Source organism: Brevibacillus laterosporus (assembly GCA_007833815.1).
In the GTDB taxonomy this organism is placed as follows: domain Bacteria; phylum Bacillota; class Bacilli; order Brevibacillales; family Brevibacillaceae; genus Brevibacillus_B; species Brevibacillus_B laterosporus_D.
In genome coordinates, this window is sequence record CP033464.1 from 3,656,402 (window position 1) to 3,676,019 (window position 19,618).

Annotated in this window: 1 protein-coding gene; it reads right to left on the reverse strand. The window is 39.4% G+C overall.

The window, feature by feature from the left end; all coding sequences use genetic code 11:
* Positions 1-44: 44 nt before the first annotated feature.
* Entirely contained in the window at positions 45-19,511 is a 19,467-nt protein-coding gene (locus EEL30_18680) for an amino acid adenylation domain-containing protein (protein QDX94130.1), read from the reverse strand.
* Positions 19,512-19,618 lie beyond the last annotated feature (107 nt).

The window sequence follows — 19,618 nt, forward strand, 5'->3', positions numbered from 1 at the left end:
CTACAAACACGAATCCTTTATAGGGGAAATCACGGAAACTACGTTTACTTCAGCACAAAAATCTCTTGGAGAATTTCTTGGAGAACGGAAGCATTTCTAGTAACTTGTTCCCCGCCAAGCATTTTCGAATGCTCCCCATAGCCACTGTATGTTATGAATCGGTCTGATGCTTTCGCCCATTCTTCTTCATTCCATTTTGCAGCATCATAGGCATCCACGTTACCTTCCTCGCACTCTGATTGGATGAGATGAATAGTAGCCTCGGTAGTACCAACATTCACCAGTTGGTTATTAAACATTAGATAACTGAGCATGTTTTGAATAAAACTTTGTTTGACAAAATCGTTGGTCAAGAATAGATCGAGATCCTCTCTTGTCATATTAAAAATCTCGTTATGAACCCCTAATTCTGTAAAGAAAGTTTCAATATCTTTTCTTGCTTCAGCAGCTGTTTGTTCAATTGCTTTATCCTTCCAATAAGAATCAAATAGAATGATATTGGACACCTGATGCCCTTGGCTTTCCAGCTCTTTCGCTACTTCGAACGCTAAATTCCCGCCTGAAGAATACCCCACTAAGGTATACGGACCTTCAGCATCGATCTGAACGATTGCATTGGCATACTGCTCAATACGATTGTCTTCTTCTATGAAATCAAAGCTATATAAAGAAATATCATGGATTTCTTCAGCAAGCTTTTGATAGAAGGTACTGTGGGCTCCGATTGGTGTAAAGCTAAATACAGGTCGAATCGTTTCTTTATTCAATAGAATCGGGTGCCCTGCATGTTGCTCGTACTGCTTATGCAAAATAAACTCTGCCATTTTTTCAATCGTAGGATGCTGGAATACAAGATGTAATGGCAACTCTTCTTGCATGTACTCATACACTTTTGAAATGAGATGCATTGCTTTTAAAGAATGTCCTCCAATTTCAAAGAAATGATCTGTAATACCAATTGGCTCCACTTCTAATACTTCTTGCCAAATAGCTACCAACTGTCCCTCTGTCATATTTCTTGGAGCAACATATTCTTTGGTTGCGATTCCGACCCTCTGTGGCTCTGGCAATGCTCTCTTATCTACTTTTCCGTTTGCAGTAATAGGTAGCTCAAGAAGCTGTACGAAGTAAGTAGGAACCATGTAGCCCGGTAGCTCCTTGGCAACATATTTTCTCAAATCTGTCAGCTCTAGTTCCTCTTCAGCAACGAAGTAGGCACATAAATATTGCTGTGCGTGTTGGTCTTCTTGAGCAGTAACAACTACTTCCTTAACGCTAGGATAGTTGAGAATGGTAGATTCAATCTCTCCGATTTCAATTCGGAAACCACGCACTTTAACCTGTTCATCTACCCGACCAATGTATTCTATCGTGCCATCCGTAGTCCACTTCGCCAAATCACCTGTTTTATACATACGCTCACCAGGTATAAATGGGTTAGCAACAAACTTTTCCTCCGTTAATTCTGATTGGTTTAAATACCCTCTAGCTAGTCCACGACCTGCTATGCATAACTCACCAACCACACCTATAGGCTGTAAATGATGCTCGGTATTAACAATATAGACCGCTACATTGGCAAGTGGACGACCGATAGTAATATCTTGACCCACTTCAATTGCCCTTTGAATGGTAGTAACGACACTATTCTCAGTAGGACCATATTCATTGTTAATCTCGATCGTAGAATTTTTTTGTTTGATCTTTTGCACGATTTTAGGAGATAATTTTTCTCCTCCTAGAGTGACACAACGCAATTGGTGCATATCCTCTGCTGTAGCGCTATCGATGATTGCATTAAACAGACTCGGAACACCATAGTAATGCGTAATGTTTTCAGACGCGATCAATTTTCGTAGAGCGAACGGATCTTTAGCCTCTTCTTCTCTCGGCAAGATAGAAACGGCCCCTCCCAACATGGGAGCAAATAGGCTGGCTACGAACCCATCAAAAGCAAATGAGAATATCTGTAGCGCTTTATCGTTTGGATTAAATGCGTATTCATCCCTTCTCCATTGCAAGCAATTAATGATGGACCGATGTTCAATCATGACACCTTTTGGCTTACCTGTTGTACCTGATGTATAGATCACATAAGCCAAATCAGTTGATTGGTTCACAACAGTAGGATTTGTACCATCGCCTATATAGTTTTGATCATCATCTAGATCTATCCAATTCATCTGAGCAGATGATCCTTTGAATAGATGCGACTGGGTAAGTAGTAGAATTGCACCGCTATCTTCTAGTACATACTGAATGCGTTCCATAGGATACGCTGGATCAATAGGAACATAGGCTGCTCCCGCTTTCATGATACCCATGATACCAACAATCATTTCTAAGGAACGATCTGCCATGATAGCTACTAGCTGATTAGGAACGATTCCTTTATCACGTAGCGTATATGCTAATTGATTAGCTCTTTCATTTAGCTCTAGATAGGTCATTGTATTCTTGTTCCATACAAGAGCTACTTGATCAGGTGTTTTTCTCACTTGTTCCTCAAAGAGCTGTTGAATCGTTGTATCCTGCTGATAGTTCCTTGCCGTGTTAGTAAACTCTTGTAAAATCTGCTGCTTCTCTTTGTCAGTCAGCATTTCGATAGCAGCTAATTTTACTTCTGGATTTTCTACGATCGCTTTCATAATCTGTAGGAAATAAGTAGTCAAACACTCTATCGTTTCCGGACGGTATAGTTTAGTGCAATACTCTACACCAATCATGATTTCGTCTCTCTCTTCTGTTGCGATAAACGTTACATCAAATTTAGAGTGCTTAGACTTATTTTCTGCCTCATAAGCTGCAAATCGTAGCCCATCTAATTCAATAGACTCTTCTCCTCTGTTTTGCAGAGTAAACATGGTATCAAACATTGGATTTCTGCTTACATCTCGTTGTAGCTCAAGCTTCTCAACAAGCTCTTCAAATGGATAATCCTGATTTTCATAAGCTTGCAATGCATTTTGTTTTACTTCTAACAGGAACTCTTTAAATGATTTAGTTCTAACTGGCTTGTTTCGCATGGCCAATGTATTGACAAACATTCCAACCGTGCTCTCCAAATCGACATGAGATCGACCTGTAACCGGCGTACCGACAATCAGATCTTCTTGACCTGAATATTTCGAGAGTAGCACGTTATATGCGGCCAATAAGACCATATATAGAGTTGTTCCTGTTTCTGTAGCTATCCCGTACAAGCCCTGCATAAGTTCTTTACCAGTACCAATGGTAAATAAATCTCCTTCAAAGCTTTGTGCATTTGGTCTTGGAAAATCTGTCGGTAGATTTAATACAGGAACTTCATCTGCAAACGTTTGAACCCAATGATCTTCCTGTTTTTTATACATTTCAGTTTGATACTGTTCATGTTGCCATACAGAGAAATCCTTATACTGAATAGGAAGTTCTGACAAAATATTTCCTTGATACAATTCCACCAATTCGCTGATCAGAATACCAGAGGATACTCCATCAGAAATAATATGATGTGTATCCATTAGTAGCAAATGACGGTCCAATCGAGTTTGAACAAGCTTGACTCGAAGCAATGGTGCCATGTCTAACTGGAATGGTTGGATAAACTCATCAATAATCTCTTCCAATTCTTCTTCGACAGCTACTTGAAGGTGAATATCAAAATCCACTTCTGTATGGATTTTCTGTACAGGTACACCATTTACTAGCTCGAAGGATGTACGTAAGCTCTCGTGACGGGTGATTAAATCTTTAAAAGCTGCTTCTAGTTGTAACTGATCTAGTTTTCCTTCCAATACCATGATGGAAGGCATATTGTAGCTGATATCAACACCGTCAAACTGGTTAAGGATAAACATTCTTCGTTGTGCTGCTGAAACTGGATAGTAGTCTTGCTCCACAGCCGGTTGAATAGAGATAACTTGCTTCGCACTATCCTTCTCTAAGTATTGGGCTATCTCTTCAATCGTTGGTTTTTCAAAAAGCACACGTAGTGGAATATCAATTTGGTACTCTTTATGCATCTGAGAAATAACCATCATGGCACGTAGGGAATGACCACCTAAAGCAAAGAAGTCATCATTACGTCCAACTCGATCAACTCCTAATACCTGTTGCCAAACTGTAGCAAGCTGTGTTTCCAATTGTGTACTTGGAGCAACATAGTCCGTTTTAGCAAGTAAAGTATCGTCTGGCTCTGGTAACGAGCGCTTGTCAATTTTTCCATTAGCGGTTAATGGCATTGCTTCAAGTAAGATAAAAGTAGTTGGAATCATCGCTATAGGAAGTTCTGCTGCCAGATGCGCGCGTATTTCCGCTATGCTCACTTCTTTATCAGTGACCATATAGGCACATAGGAATTTCTCCTTCGCCTGATCCTCTTTCGCGATGACAATCACTTCTCTTAGACCATCAAGCTTACGCATCTGTGATTCAATCTCACCAAGCTCGATTCTGACTCCTCTGATCTTCACTTGATGATCTGTTCGACCAAGAAACTCTATATTTCCATCAGGTAACCATTTTGCTAAATCTCCTGATCGATATAGCTTTTCTCCCGGCACAAATGGACTATCAATAAACTTTTCTGCTGTAAGATCTGGCCGGTTTAGATACTCGCGAGCGACCCCCGCTCCGCCTATGCATAATTCTCCCACGACTCCGATTGGCAGAAGACCTACATGCTGATCCATAATATACATGGTCGTGTTAGGAAGCGGTTTTCCAATTGGTGCTGTCCCAACCGCATGTAAAAGTTCAAGCGGTAGTTCATAATAACTTGAATCAATGCATGCCTCTGTAACACCATAGCTGTTAATGATCCGAACGGAATTTCCAAATCTAGCAAGCAACGTCTTGAAATCTTCCATCGAGCAACTATCTGCTCCAATAATCAAGAGTTTTACCTGACTAATATCTAGATTTTGTTCGTAAATGTACTCCATCAAAGGAACAATTAGCGCAGGTGTTGATTCGAATATGGTAATTTGATATCTGCTAAGCATGTCATATAAAGAAGCAGGATCAAGTTTTACCTCATTTGGGCATATCACCAATTGTCCACCATGAAGTAAGGCCCGTGCAAAATCGCCAGCCGATACGTCAAACGAGAAGCTAGCCATCTGAAGTAAGCGAACAGGGAATGCTTCTAAGTGATACTCCTCTTTCCAAGCAAATGCTATGTTGATATAGCTTTGATGCTCAATAACGACCCCTTTTGGTTTACCTGTAGTACCAGATGTATAAATAATGTAAGCCATATGATGTTTCTCAGAGATATTCTGTAAATTGGATGCATCTTCTTGGTAGCATTCCTCTTGATCCAAATACAGGACTTCGTTTGCAAACACAAGCTGTCCTGCTAGTTTTTGCAAGGTAAGTAACAGCATTGCGTTACTATCTTCAAGCATAAACTCCTTGCGATCTTGTGGATAGTCCATGTCAATAGGCACGTACGCCCCGCCCGCTTTTAAAACGGCCAACATACTGACAACCATGTGCAGAGAACGATCTACAATGATACCTACTGTCCGTTCAGGTTGAACTCCCTTTTGGCGTAGAGTTCGTGCTAGCTGATTCGCTTTAGCATTTAACTCCTGATAAGTGAGCTGTTCGTTTGCATAAATGACGGCGATATCATTTGGTGTTTTTTCTACTTGTTCCTCGAATAGCTGATGGAACATCTTATTCATCGGATACGAAACAGTCGTTTCATTGAAGTCAAACAAAATTTGATTTGTTTCTGACTCTGACAATACGCTAATTTCCGAAAGCTTCATATCCGGCTGTGTCACGATAGACTGTAAAATTTGAGAATAATGGATTACCCAACGTTCTATCGTTTGCTTTGTAAATAATTTAGTGCAATAACTAAATTGGAATTGAATTTCATCGTGTTTTTCAAAGGCATCCAATGAAATATCAAACTTCGCAATTTGTCCCTTCATTTCATAAGGGATATAGATAAGTCCATCTATTTCAAAGCCTGTTGAATCGGTATTTCCTAAACTAAACATGGTGTCAAACAATGGATTCCTGCTCAAATCACGTCGAATTTGTAGCTTTTCAACAAGATTCTCAAATGGGTAATCCTGGTTTTGGAAAGCCCCTAGCGCATTATGCTTCACTTCAGCTACAAATTCACGGAAAGTTAGCTCGCCTAGTGGTGCATTTTTCAAAGCGAGGGTATTAACAAACATACCGACGATATTCTCCACATCTGCGTGTGATCTACCAGCAATCGGTGTACCAATAATAATTTCTTCTTGACCAGTGTATTTGGACAATAGCACATTGTAAGCTGCCAACAGAAGCATATACAATGTTGCTCCCGTCTCATTAGACAAACGCTGTAAATCTGCCATAAGCTGTTTTCCTGAGCCAAAAATAATGTGATCTCCTTCAAAACTCTGTACAGAAGGTCTTGGGAAGTCAGTTTGCAGGTTCAGGATCGGTAATTCCCCTGCAAATGTATGAACCCAAAAATCTTCTTGTCTTTGAATGGCCTCAGATTGGAACAACTCATTTTGCCACACTGCATAGTCTTTATACTGGATGTCAAGTTCAGGCAGATTTTGTTCATTATATAATTGGGCAAATTCTTTGATGATGATCTGCATGGACACACCATCAGAAATGATATGATGCATATCCATTAAGAAGAGATGACGTTTTTCTGATAAGGTAACAAGACTTATTCTAAATAATGGAGCTATTTCCAAATCAAATGGTTGTATAAACTCTTCCACAATTTGTTCGACTTGATCCTCTGATGACTCTTGATAAGTAACAGAAAAATCTACAGTATCATGGATTTTCTGAACAGGCTCACCGTTGATCGTGTGGAAAGAAGTCCGCAGTGCTTCATGTCGGTTGACCAAGCTTCTCATCGCATAATCAAAACGCTTGTAATCCAAACTTCCCTCTATGAACATCACTCCAGGAACATTATAACTAATACCTGTTCCCTCGAATTGATGAAGGATATACATCCGTTTTTGTGCCGAAGAAACGGGATAAAAATCAGTCTGCGTAGCTTGCTGAATCGCTACGTACTTTCCTTTTTCTAGTCCAGCAATATAGGCTGCCAAGGAAAGGATTGTAGGCGTTTCAAACAGGACTTTTAATGGTAATTCAACATGGAACACCTTGTGCACCGAGGAAATCACTGTCATTGCCTTTAGGGAATGCCCTCCCAATTCAAAGAAGTTGTCCAACACACCTATCTTGAATACCCCTAATACATTTTGCCAAATCTCGACCAATTGTTCCTCGATTTGATTACTTGGTGCTACGTATTCTGTTCCTGAAGTCAGTTCTCCATCTGGTTTTGGCAATGTCCTGCGATCTACTTTTCCATTTGGTGTGAGTGGCATTTTCTCCAGCTGAACAAAGAAAGTCGGTACCATATAGGAAGGGAGTTCCTCAGCTAGTTGCTCTCGCAATTTTGATAAAAGGATATTGTCTTCTGACACGTAATATGCACACAATGCTTTTTGGCCACTCTTATCCTCCACTACGGTTATGACAGACTCCTTCACCTTATCTTGTCTAGCAAGAACAGATTCAATCTCTCCAATTTCAATACGGAACCCTCTAATTTTTACTTGTTGGTCGATTCGTCCTAAGTATTCAATCGTTCCATTAGGTAACCATCTGACCAAGTCTCCTGTACGATACAATTGCTCTCCCAGGACAAATGGGTTAGAGACAAATTTTTCTGCGGTTAACTCAGGTTTATTGATATACCCCCTTGCAACCCCTTCTCCTCCAACGCATAACTCACCCGGAACCCCGATTGGTTGTAGTTGATTAAATGGATCGAGAACATAAGCTGTCGAGTTACTGATTGGCTTACCAATCGGTATGTTATCACTGAACTCCTCATCAATTCGGAAGCATGTAGAGAATGTGGTGTTCTCTGTTGGTCCATAGCCGTTCCAGATCACTAGGCTAGGATTTTTTTGTTTCACCTTATTAATGTGTTTAGGTGACAAGACATCTCCACCAACAATTAAGTCTGTAAGGCCAGCAAACATTTCCTCATTGTCTTGTGATAATTGATTAAATAGTGGTGATGTTAGCCACATTGTCGTAATTTGGTTTGTCTGTAAGAAGCCGCCTAATAACTCTGTATCCAACAAAATATCCTTGTTGACAAGATATAAGCGTGCTCCATGCAGCAAGGAACCAAAAATTTCAAAAGTCATCGCATCAAAACCAATAGCACCTGTCTGAATCATTCGATCTTCTGGTTTCACCTGGACATAATTGGTGTTTTTCACTAGACGAACCACATTTCTATGCTCGACCATAACACCTTTTGGTTTTCCAGTGGAACCGGATGTGTACATGATATAAGCCAAATCATTCGGATGATTGATACTTGGAAGATTAGTAGCATCTCCTTGGTATAAGCTTTCATCATCCAATAGAATCAGGTCTACTTCTTCCTGTACAAGTGGAGCTAAATGACGTAACGAAAGAACAATTTTAACTTCGCAATCTTCTAACATGTAAGAAATTCGTTCAGAAGGGTACTCAGGGTCAATCCCTAAATAAGCTCCTCCTGCTTTGAGAATCCCCATGATCGCTACAATCATTTCATGAGAGCGATCAGCCAAAAGACCGACAACCTGATTTGACTCTACGCCTCTTTGGCGTAGTGCACTCGCTACTTGATTGGCTCTATTATTTAACTCTTGATACGTTAATGTATTCCCTTCTGATATGACTGCTATATAATCTGGAGTCTTTTCTACTTGCTCCTCGAACCATTGGTGAATGGCTATCATCCTTGGGTAATCTGTTTTTGTATCATTAAATTCAACAATGATTTGTTGCTTTTCTTCCTCAGATAACAAGCTGATCTCTGACAAAGCTACCTCTGGCTGCTTAGTGACAGCATGGATTATTTGTAAGAAATGACTAGCCATTCTTTCCATGCTTTCTTTCTTAAATAATCTCGTGCTATATACGAATGAGAACTGTAATCCCGATTTCTCTTCGTTCGCTTCCAGTGTAAGGTCAAACTTCGAATAGCCTCTTTGTGCAACATGAGGAGTTACCTGCACCTCTTCTAATGCAAAAGATTTCTTCTCCATATTCTGCAAAATAAACATGATGTCAAATAAAGGATTTCTACCTAGGTCTCTTTGAATTTCTAACTTTTCGACGAGTACTTCGAATGGATAATCCTGATTTTCATAGGCTTCCAAGGTATTTTGTTGTACTTCTGTCAAAAATGCTTTGAACGTTTTCATACCATTTGGATTATTTTTTAAAGCCAGTGTATTAACGAACATTCCCATTACTTTTTCTACATCAGGATGTGATCTACCAGCAATAGGAGACCCTACCACAATCTCTTCTTGACCAGAGTACTTGGAAAGTAAGACATTGAAGGCTGCCAACAATACCATATATAACGTTGTTGATGTTTCATTAGCGAGTTTGTATAAATCCTCCATGACTTGTCTTCCAGTATGAAAAACAACTTGATCCCCATCGAAGCTCTGCATAGTCGGTCTAGAATGATCTGTTGGCAAATTAAGAACAGGGATTTCTCCTGCAAATGTATTGATCCAATAGGCCTCCTGTTTCTTGAAAATGTCTGATTCAAACAGTTCATTTTGCCATACAGCAAAATCCTTGTATTGGATTCGAAGGTCTGGCAAGCTCTCACCACGATATAATTGAGCAAATTCCTCAAAGACAATCCCTGCTGATACACCATCTGAGATAATATGATGCATATCCATTAGGAATAGATGTTTCTCTTCCTCTATTTTGATAAGTCCAACACGTAATAACGGAGCTACCTCAAGGTCAAAGGTTTGAATAAACTCATCCACCACTTGATCTACTTGTTCCTTCGATGCTTCTTTATAGAAAATTTCTAATTCCACCACTTGATGTACACGCTGCACTGGTTCACCGGTAACAGAATGGAAAGAGGTTCTCAACGCTTCATGTCTGTTCACTAAATGTTGAAGGGCGGCTTCAAAGCGCTGATGGTCCAGCTTACCATCCATGTATAGAGCACTAGGCATGTTGTAGATGGTTCCAGCTCCTTCAAACTGTCGAAGGATGTACATTCTTTTCTGTGCGGACGAAACCGGATAATATTCTTTTGGCAGGATAGGTTGAATGGCTGCATAATTACTTTTCTCTGCTTGATTAATGAACGTAGCTAACTGTGCAATAGTAGGCTTCTCAAATATCAACTTCAGAGGAAGTTCAACACCACATTCTTTATGCACGTGAGACATAACCGTCATAGCTCTTAACGAATGACCACCTAAATCAAAGAAGCTATCATTTACGCCAATCTTGTTAAGTCCTAATACATTCTCCCAAATCTCAACCAGTTTTTCTTCTGTTTCATTATGAGGAGCTACATATACGGTTCCCGAAACTGGATCTCCCTCTGGTTTTGGCAATGCTCCTTTGTCTACTTTTCCGTTTGGCGTTGTGGGGAATGCTTCCAGTTGTACAAAATAAGTCGGAACCATGTACTCAGGTAATTCTTTCGCTAGGTGTGCTCTCAGCTCAGGTAATAGAATTTCTTCTTCCGCTGTAAAGTACGCAGTTAAGAATTGCTGTCCATTTGTATCCTGATGGACGACCACTATTGCCTCATTCATTTTATCGAATGTTAGAGTAGCATTTTCGATCTCACCGATTTCAATCCGATAGCCTCTAATTTTAACCTGTTCATCCATGCGACCAATATATTCAATCGTGCCATCTGGCAACCACTTAGCAAAATCACCCGTTTTATACATGCGTTCACCTGGTACAAACGGATTAGGAACAAATTTCTCTTTTGTAAGGTCTGGTCTGTTCAAATATCCTCTTGCTAATCCCGATCCACCGATGCATAATTCACCGATCACACCAATAGGTTGTAGGAGATGATTGCTATCAAGAATATAGACAGCTACATTTGCTAAAGGACGACCGATTGTGATATTTTGCCCTACTTCAATTGAACGCTGAATCGTTGCAATAACACTATTCTCTGTTGGGCCGTATTCATTGTTAATCTCAATGGAATGATTTTTTTGTTTAGCCTTTTGCACAATCTGAGGAGGTAATTTTTCTCCCCCTAGTGATACGCATCGCAATTGGTGTAAGTCTTCTGACGTAGTGCAATCAAGGATTGCCTGAAACAAACTAGGTACGCCATGGTAATGCGTAATGGTTTTAGATACGATCAATTTTTTTAGAGCGAATGGGTCTTTTGCTTCTTCTTCCCTAGGCAAGATGGAAGTTGCTCCTCCCATCATTGCAGTAAACAAGCTAGCCACGAATCCATCAAAAGCAAAGGAGAAGATCAATAGAACCTTATCATTTGGGTTAAAACCGTATTCCACTTTTCGCCATTGTAAGCAATTGGCGATAGACCGATGTTCAATCATGACGCCTTTTGGTTTGCCTGTTGTACCCGATGTATAAATTACATAGGCAAGGTCAGTAGCTTGATTCACGCGGGATAGGTTTGTGCCATCGCCTACATAGTTTTGCTCATCATGAAGATCCATCCATTTGATCTCGGTTGCTATTTGTTTTATCAGATGTGATTGAGTAAGAAGTATAGTAGCACCACTATCTTCAAGTAAGTATTCAATACGATCTTGTGGATAAGCTGGATCAATTGGCAAATAAGCTGCTCCTGATTTTAAAACCCCAAATATCCCCACAATCATTTCAACTGATCGTTCTGTCATGATACCTACAATTTGATCGGGTTGTACTCCTTTATTCCGCAGAACCACGGCTAATTGGTTAGCTCTCTCATTTAACTGTCTATAAGTCAATGTTTGTCCAGCATAATGTAATGCGATGTGGTCAGGTGTTTTTTCTACTTGTTCTTCAAATAAACTCTGCACCGTGCTGTCCATTGGATAATGTACATGAAAATCATTAAAGTCAACTAGTACTTGTTGTCTTTCCTCTGCGGTCAGCATGTTTATTTCTGATAAAGCAATCTCTGGATTTTTCGTCACTGCACGTACAATTTGTAGGAAATGAGTTGCCATTTTTTCAATGGTTTCCTGTTTAAATAGCTTAGAGCAATATTCAAGGCAGAACACGATCTCTGCATTCTCTTCGGTTGCTTCTAAAGTAAGATCGAATTTAGCTTGTTTAACCTCGGTAATATACGGGCTAAAAGTTAAATTTTCAATTTCAAATATTTTCTTGTCAGTATTTTGTAAGATGAATATCGTGTCAAATAATGGGTTTCGGCTCAGTTCACGGTGTATATCCAGTTTTTCAACAAGCACTTCAAATGGATGGTCCTGATTTTCATAGGCTTGTAACGTGTTTTGTTTTACATCCTCTACAAATTCTTTAAACGACTTCGTTCCAACTGGATAATTTCGAAGAGCCAGAGTATTAACAAACATCCCCATAATTTGCTCCACATCGGCGTGTGATCTGCCTGCGATAGGAGTTCCTACGATAATATCCTCTTGTCCAGAATACTTGGAAAGGAAAATATTATAGGCTGCTAATAGAACCATGTAGAGAGTTGTACCTGTATCATTAGCAATTTGATATAACTCCTCCATCAAATCTGTTCCTGTATGAAAAATGAATCGGTCTCCATCAAAGCTTTTAGTCAGAGGCCGTGGGAAATCAGTCGACAGATTTAGGAGAGGAATTTCTCCTTCAAATGTATGGAGCCAATACGCTTCCTGCTTCTTCAAAACACCAGATTCAAACCATTTGTTTTGCCAAGTAGCAAAATCTTTATATTGTAAACGAAGTTCAGTCATATCCTTACCTTGATACAGCTGCACAAATTCCTTGATAAAGATTCCTAATGAAACCCCATCCGCGATAATATGGTGCATATCTAACAAGAAGAGATGACGCTCCTCTGTTAACTTGACAATTCCCACACGCAACAGTGGTGCAAGCGAAAGATCAAATGGCTGAATAAATTGAGTAACAAGTGTATCTACCTGATCTTCTGTTGATGTTGAATAGGAGATTGGTAAATCAATATTTTCATGTATACGTTGAACAATTTCTCCGTTCATGGAGTGGAAAGAAGTTCGTAACGATTCATGCCTTTGAACCAACGTTTTCATTGCAAATTCAAGACGCTGTACATCCAGACTGCCATCAATGTACATTACCCCTGGCATGTTATAACCAAGATCAGCCCCAGCTAACTGGCGAAGAATATACATTCTCTTTTGAGCGGATGAAACAGGATAGTATTCCTGAGGCTGTACTGGTTGAATATCCGAATAATCGCCCTTGTCAGCATTTGCGATGTATGTAGCTAATTTTGCAATCGTTGGATTTTCAAAAATCATTCTAAACGGTACATCTACTTGAAACACCTTATTTATCTTAGAGATCATGTTCATCGCTTTTAATGAATGACCGCCTAATTCAAAGAAGTTATCTTCCATTCCGATTTTGTTTACAGATAGAACTTCATTCCATATTTCACTTACCTGCATTTCAATATGGTTACGAGGAGCTACATATTCTACACCTGTAACAATAGAACCATCAGGTTTAGGAAGGGCACTACGATCCACCTTCCCATTTGGAGTAAGCGGGATTTTATCCATCCGAACAAAATAAGAAGGAATCATATAGATTGGTAGAGCATTTCCAACATGCGCTCTCAAATCTGATACAGTTATTTCTTGTTCCGAAACAATGTAAGCATACAGCGAGTGAGAATTGTCCGCTTGTTGAGCAATAACGACCGCCTCTTTAATGAACTCGTGCTGTAATAATTGCTTCTCAATCTCACCTAGCTCAATACGATATCCTGCCATTTTTACCTGATGATCTGCTCTACCTAAAAACTCTACGTTTCCATCTGACAAATATCTCGCCAAATCTCCAGTGCGGTACATGCTGGCACCTGATATAAATGGATTTGGAACAAATTTTTCCTCTGTTAAGCTAGTCTGTTTCAAGTAGCCTTTGGAAACACCCTCACCACTAATGCATAACTCTCCAACGATACCTGATGGCACGATTTGGTTCCTTCCATCAAGCACGTATACCTGCGTATTCGCAATCGGTTTTCCGATGAATGGTCGTTCTACAAATTCAGTAATATTTTTTGTATCCAATAGATGAGTTACACATCCAATGGTCGTCTCAGTTGGCCCATAGTGATTCATGATTTGTGCAGAGGAATATTTTTCAAGATACCTTGTAACATCAGCAACTCGAATTGGCTCTCCTCCCATAACGATTAGCCGCAGAGAATCGCAATCATTTGTCATCATGAAAGATTCACTTTGCACAATCACGCTAAACAGTGAAGGAGTCATTTTTACGTACGTAATCTGATTCTCTCTCATATACGACATTAGATGCTCAGTATGGATGTACTCATCTTTTGTTAATAAGTGTAATTGACCGCCTGACAAAAGAGCTGAAAAAATTCCTGTATAACCTAAATCAAATGCGTAGGATGAGACAAGTACCGTTCTATCCTCAGGTGTTAAATGAGCTTGACGTGAAAATGCAGATACGTAGTTTATTACATTCCGATGAGCTATCTGTACTCCTTTAGGCACTCCTGTAGTTCCTGATGTATAAATGACATAAGCAAGATCCTCTGAGCTTACCTCCGTTACTTTTGGTAAACGCAAATCATGCTTCGTCATTACTTTATTCAACGAGATCGTGCTTACTGTCGTTGGAAGAGTATTTGACAAATCGCTCAAAGTAAGAATGACATCTACATCACTGTTTTCTAACATATAGCTAATCCGCTCTTCTGGAGCATCAGGGTCGATTGGTAGATAAGCCCCACCTGCTCCCCATATCCCCATGATTCCGACAATCATTTCTAAGGATGGCGGTGTCATGATTCCAACAATCTTATTCGAACTTACACCTTTTTCTTGTAAAAGAGCTGCTACATGATTTGCTTTTTCATGTAGTTCCTGATAAGTTAATTTTTCTTTTCCGAACACAACTGCATCTTGTAACGGATATTTCTTTACGCACGATTCAAACAAGTTATACAAGGTTAGATCACGTGGAAAATCAGCTATCACCCCAGATGTCTTATCCATAATTTTCACTTGATCTTCTTTGGTTAGAAGTGGGATTTCGACAAGTTTTTGCTCTACATTTTCAACAAAAGCACGTAGTATCATTTGGAAATGATTAGCAACCTGCTGGATGGTCTCACGCTTAAATAAGGCTGTACTGTATTGTAATTTGCAATGAATTTCTCCGTTTTCTTCAGTAGCAAAAAGTGTAATTTCCACTTTAGAGATGGAGTGAACAAAGGCATATGGTGTTATTGTCAACTGATCCAGCTCAAATGTGGTTTGGTCCATGTTCTGCAACACAAGCATTGTATCAAACAACGGATTTCGACTAAAATCCCGAGGTAAATCCAATTTGTCAACCAAAGCCTCAAATGGATAATCTTGATGTTCATACGCGCCTAGTGTCATTTGTTTCACTTCAGCGATAAGCTCGCTTACTGTTTTACTTGCTTCTGGGTAAGTTCGCATTGCAAGTGTATTAATAAAGGTTCCCATAATACGCTCAACATCAGCATGTCTTCTTCCCGCAATTGGCGAGCCTACAATAATTTCTTCTTGCCCAGCATACTTGGATAAAAGCACACTGTATGCAGAGAGCAACACCATATACAAGGTAGCTCCCGATTTTGCTGTTACGTCGTATAGACCAGAAGCCATTTGTTTTGGAATAACAAAATCAACACCATCACCTTCAAAGCTTTGAACAGATGGTCTTCGCGAATCCGTAGGTAGCTGAAGTACCGGGATTTCACCTTTTAATGTGCCGACCCAGTAGTTCTCTTGTTTCTCAAATATCTCAGATTGGAACAACTCATTTTGCCAAACAGCGAAATCCTTATACTGAATGCGTAGCTCAGGCAAGGTCTCACCATGATAGAGCTTCATAAATTCTTCGACAAACACAGAGATAGATACTCCATCGGAAATGATATGGTGGATATCCATGATGAAGAGATGCTTCTGCTCTTCCAGAGTAACCAAGCCGACTCGAAGCAAAGGAGCAGCAGATAGATCAAATGGCTTAATAAAATCCTTAACAATTTGTTCTATTTGATCTTCCGTGGAATCCATCCGAATCATTTGTAAATTAACATCAAGATGCACTTTTTGTGACGGTTCTCCGTTCACAGAATGGAAGGAAGTACGTAATGCTTCATGTCGATTCACTATACTTTTCATTGCATATTCAAAACGCTGAGTATCTAAATTTCCTTCAATGATTAAAGCGCCTGGCATATTATAGCTAACACTATCCTCATTAAGCTGATGAAGGATATACATTCTCTTTTGAGCAGAAGAAACTGGATAGTATTCTTGTGTTACTACAGGTTGAATAGCAGAGTACATTCCATTTTCAGTGTTGGCAATAAAATGAGAAATGGCAGCAATGGTAGGTGTGTCAAATAGTACCTTCAAGGGTAAATCAACATTGAATGCCTTAGATACCTGCGAAATAACCGTCATCGCTTTTAGAGAATGTCCACCTAATTCAAAAAAGTTATCCAAAACGCCAATCTCATCTACACCTAATACACTCTTCCAAATCGTAACCATTTGGTCTTCGATTAGGTTTCGTGGTGCCACATATTCCACACCTGTGCGAATCACACCGTCAGGTTTTGGTAATTTTTTTCTTTCTACTTTACCGTTGGATGTTAAAGGGATTTCTTCCAATCGGATGAAGTAGGATGGGATCATATAGGATGGCAAGGTGCTTCCTACATGTTCACGGAGTTCGGAAATAGGTAACTCAACATTAGAAACAAGGTAAGCATATAGAACGTTTTGAGATGATTCATCTTTCTCTACAATAACGACAGCTTCTTTGATCATTTGATGCTGTACTAATTTTGCTTCAATCTCGCCCATTTCGATCCGATGCCCTCTAATTTTTACCTGATGGTCGGTTCTTCCTACATATTCCATATTTCCATCTGGCAACCATTTCGCAAGATCACCTGTCCGATACATTCTCTCCCCCGGTATAAAGGGACTTTCCATAAATTTATCTGCTGTCAAATCAGGGCGATTCAAATATCCTCTGGCAATTCCATCTCCAGCAATGTACATCTCTCCAATTGAGCCGATAGGCACGGGATGCAAGGCATCATCTAATAGATAGATTTTGACATTGTCGGCTGGTACTCCAATCGGGACCGAATTTTGTGCAGTATTGTTAGGGTCAAATACATAAATCATGCAACCTACTACGGTTTCAGTAGGCCCATACTCATTCATAATCTGGACATTTCCACCGAAATTGCTATATATTTTGTTAGCTAGCTGTGTATGTAAGTTCTCACCGCCAACAATAAATCTTCTAATATTGCTAGTTGATCCATCGAACTCTTCCATTAACCTTAGATGTGTTGGTGTTAACTTAATGATTCCAACTTTATTTTCTTTGAGGATGTCTTGAATGACCTGTACCTTGTCTTCTCCTCTATAAATGTGGATCGTATTACCGGAAACAAGCGGTGTAAAAATTGACGTGACTGTCAAATCAAACGAAATGGAAGAATAGAGTGGGAAATGAACCGTCTCATTTTGCACATACACTTTTTTGGCCCACCAAATATAATTGACAAGCCCTTGATGAGTGATCATGGCTCCTTTAGGATTTCCAGTAGAACCTGAGGTATAGATGATATAGGCCAAGTCACTCGTTTTGTTTACACATTCAAGATTGGCAGAATTTCCTTGGTACAGCTCTTGATTGTCTAGGTAAAGAATCTCTCCGTTAAAATCAAGTTTATGTGAAAGCTTTTGCTGTGTAAGCAATATAGTTGTTTGACTATCTTCTAGCAAATACTGAATTCGATCTTCTGGATAATCAGGATCAATAGGTAAATATGTAGCCCCAGATTTTAAAATAGCCAGTATCCCCACAACTAGCTCTAAGGAATGTTCTACCATAATTGAAACAACACTATCGACAGTAACTCCTTTCTCTCTTAACAAATGCGCCAGTTGATTGGAGGTTTCGTTTAACTCCTGATAGGTTATTTGTTCTTCTAGGCATACTGCTGCCAATTGGTGTGGTGTTTTAGCCACCTGCTCTTCAAATAACTCATAGATCGTCTTAGAGTGTGGGTATTCAGATGTCGTGTTATTATAGGCCACTACTAATTGTTGTTTTTCTTGCTCGGTCAGTATCGTAATATCTTTTAGTAATACATCAGGATTTTCGATCACCTGAACAACAATATTTTTGATATGGCCCTGCATTCTAGTAATAAAGGCTGAATCATAAACAGCAGAATTATAGCTTAGCTTAATCATCATTTCATTCCACGGTGCTACTGCAACAACTACATTCAAATCATACGTTGTCTGCTCTTCTCCATTGTCTATGCGTATACTAAACCCTAAAGATTCCTCTAAAGCCTCCATGTTATTGTCTGGATAATTTTCAAACGTAACAAGGTGATCAATGAGTTCTTGTTTAACCAATGACTGGCTTTGAATTTCATATAAAGGGGCATAGTCATACTTTGTAGATTGGATTGAATTTTCCCGTGCACTTTTTATTACTTCATGAAAAGAGAGCACACCATTGCTATGTAAACGAGTCGGAATGGTATTGATGAACAGCCCTACCATATTTTCAATGCCTTGTATTTCTGGAGGTCTACCTGAGACAACCGAGCCAAATACAACATCATCCGTATTTTTATATTTGCTAACCAAAACGCCCCAAATGGCATGGAATACATTGCTTAAAGTAGCCTGATTACGATTCGCGATCTGCATGAGGTTTTTTGTTATGCCCTGATCTAATGTAAAAAGGGTTTCCTCAAGTTCGTAGTTTTCCTTCCCAGCTTGAATCTTGTTTTTAGGGAATTCAGTATGCAATTCATAGCCTTCTAAATAATTGTTCCAATACTTCAATGCTTCTTCTTTATTTTGTTTTTCCAGCCATTTGATATATTCACTATACGGTTTGGTTGCTTCGCGAGGAATGGATTCATTTGCTCTTAAGACCGCGTAATAGCCAAGAAGTTTATGAATAAGAATTCCTAATCCCCAGCCATCAATGATGATGTGATGCAGAGCCCAAACAAATTGATACGATTTATCACCTGTTTGAAAAATAGCTGCTTTCATTAATACATCTTTAGCCAAATCAAATCCTTGTTCTTTACCGCTGTTTTTGTACGTTTCAATATATTCTTTTTGCTCATCATCCGCAAAACGCGTGATATTCTCAAAATATACATTCATTCTTCTTTCTTTAAACACAACCTGTCTCGCACGTTGTAAGTTTTGATAAACAAATGCTGTACGGAGAACTTCATAGTTTTCGATCAGTTTATTCATACTTTGCTCAAACAATTGAAGATCAAAATCGCCATGAATGGTAGCAGACATTTGGAGATAGTAAGCACTTGTATTGTCATCCTTGATAGAATGGAACAGCATTCCTTCTTGCAATGGGGTTAATGGGTAAACTTTTGCAATATTATCTTGTTTTTTCATTTTTGCACCTCAGCTACGTGATATGAAAAGAGAAAAATAGCTGTTCCTCCAACGAAATCACATCGTGCCAACTTCTATTGGAGGAACCATTTGTATAATCCGTTTAT

Coding starts and splice junctions, on each gene's coding strand:
- EEL30_18680 (QDX94130.1), bottom strand. CDS start 19,511: ATGAAAAAACAAGATAATATTGCAAAAGTTTACCCATTAACCCCATTG.